General features: G+C 50.1%; 1 protein-coding gene. It reads left to right on the forward strand.

Going from position 1 to position 2,499, the window contains the following annotated elements; genetic code table 11:
• The first annotated feature begins 845 nt into the window (after positions 1 to 845).
• Positions 846 to 2,225 (forward strand): O-antigen ligase family protein, encoded by a 1,380-nt coding sequence (locus ILT44_RS31835; RefSeq protein ID WP_204243289.1) that lies wholly within the window; start codon positions 846 to 848, stop codon positions 2,223 to 2,225.
• Positions 2,226 to 2,499 lie beyond the last annotated feature (274 nt).

Consider the following 2,499-nt stretch of genomic DNA (forward strand, 5'->3'; position numbering starts at 1 on the left):
CGGTTCCAGGTCAGGCTTCAGCACCCTCTTGGAATCATAGCGGCCTCGGCCACTCAACCCTTTTCGGGACGGGCTCTTAGATGCACGCTTGTTGATTACTTCAAACAGCAAGTCGAATTACAAAATGGTCCACCTGCCAAAAGATGATCCATCCTAAAGTATGGTTATTATGCCGAAAAGCGAACGAGATATGGGAAGGAGAGGCGTGCGGCCGAAGAGTTTGCTTCGCAGCTGCAGCCGGAAGATGTGTTGACCGCCCAGGGCGGGACACTAGCGGAAGCCACTGAATAGATCGACGTGACGGAGGCCACGCATTGCAGGTGGCGTTTCGAATGTGGTGCCTTCAAGAGCGATTAGAGCCTGTAGAGGCGTGTGAGATCGAATCCTCCATTTGGCTCGCCGTAAGGGTGATGCCGGATAGATGCCAGAAGCCGACCGGGGCCGATCAGAACCAATTCTGCTTGCAACGGGAGAACTGTCCGGAGAGGCAAAGCGTCTAATCAGAGATCCCAAACCTATCGGCTTGGGTCGGCCACCGGTAAAATGTTTTCCTCCACATCGGCCAATTTGACAGGGCAATACCATCTAGGGCGGCTTTGCGCTGGCTTCGGCCTCTAGCCAGGGCAAGCCGCACGTACATATCCTGGAACTCTTTGGCAAACCCAACATGTGGCATGGAGATCTTTCTTCCTCATCAGAGTGCCCTCACTTCTTCGAACAAAAACCCCTTTGAATTCACTCTAAAAGGCTAGCGACTACCACCAAAAAGCTAAATCTCAAGAGACGTGCGAAGTGCTAGCTATTCCGTAGCGGCTGTTTTCCGCTGCTTCCTATGAGCAAGATCAGTGGCAATTGCCCGTGGAATTAAGGACAGCATCTCTATGGCCGCTATATTTATTGATAGAGGAGCTGCGCAAGACAGAATTTATCTACTTGAGATCTTTTTCGTCTACGCTCTCCTCATGTCCACAGGCGCATTCGATTACCAGTTGACTGGGATTGATCCGGATATGGTTAAGCCTCTTGAGCCGCTTTCTACCATGGGAAGGCTAAGCTCAGTATTTGTATATGCCACTACATTGATCATCTACATTGGGTATAGAAGGAAAGTGCATTCCATCATACGATCATCGTGCTTACTTTATGTATTTCCGCTTCTCGCTTTGCTCTCTTGCTTTTGGGCTCCGGATCTTGGGACGACCTTACGACGCGTCATAGCGCTTTCATTCAACTTCCTGACCGTCGCAGTCATGGTCGCTGCGCTACCACCCATACGGATTGTAAGAGTTTCCGTCTTGGCTCTTGGATCAGGAATCCTGCTGAGTGTCCTCTGGGTAGTGATGCTCCCGCGATATGGAATTCACCAAGCAACGGATTGGCTAGAACCGAAGCATGCTGGGTTGTGGCGGGGCATCTACACTCATAAGAATAGCTTGGGTGCGATTGCTCCATTGGCTCTAGTCTTGATGATATTTTTTGGGAGAATAACGATAAAATCTGTGTTGTTCCGGGCTCTCGTAATCATTTCGGCAACAGCTTGCTTGGCAGGCGCCAGCTCCGGAACAGGAACCATTCTGACGTTCGTAATGGCTATCGTAATTTTCCTGGTCAGAAGCTTGATGAGGATGGAAATTTCTACAAGAGCATTCTTCGGTGGGGTTATATTACTTGGAATTGTTTCGGTACTTGTGGCTGCTGTGCCACTGACATACTTGATCCTTCAAATTCTTGGGAAAAGTACCGATTTTACTGGACGGGTTCCAATGTGGGTATCGCTTATCGCATGGGGTGAGGAGCGAGCGCTTCTTGGCTTCGGCTATTCTACCGGCTTCGAACTAGTCATGTCGCCGCGAATTCTCGATCTGATGGGCCTTAACATTGGAAGTGCTCACAATGGGTACCTGGAAACTTTCATCAGCTTCGGGTATGTAGGAGTTGTACTACTATGCATCGTTAATATTTCATTTCTAATGAAACTGCTTGCTGGGTTGATGCTGACCAAGAAAGATGGAAGTATCACGTTGCCATTCATCGCAGGGTTGTTTTTCGTAGCGCTCTTCGGAAACATCACGGAGTCTCAGTTTTTGACTCAAAACAGTTATTCCAACATGAGCTGGGCTCTTGCTTATGTAATGATCTCGGTTTGGGTGAAGTCTTCGCCAATAGCCCAGTCAATGACGGCAGATCCCCGTTTGAGAAGCCCTTACGGAGTTGGACCAGCATAGCTACCGGTCCATTCTGCCTCTTTCCTTCTTTGTGGGCATTTAGGGTTTTCGGCTGACCTGCCACTGAGGTTTCATCCATTCGCGTTTGAAGCCTCAGCGGTTGATACGCCGTGGGGTGCGACAAGAGCGAGAGGTCAGCGCGCGAGTCCTATCCGTTGGGCAGTGTGATGGTCTCTTGATCTTCTCCCGATTGAGAGCGCCTAAAGCGCTTTTGATCCGGACTTGAATCCATTCGGGTGGGTTGGGCGTTGACTGGGATATGGCCCGGGAGGCG

Source organism: Microvirga arvi (assembly GCF_016892765.1).
In the GTDB taxonomy this organism is placed as follows: domain Bacteria; phylum Pseudomonadota; class Alphaproteobacteria; order Rhizobiales; family Beijerinckiaceae; genus Microvirga; species Microvirga arvi.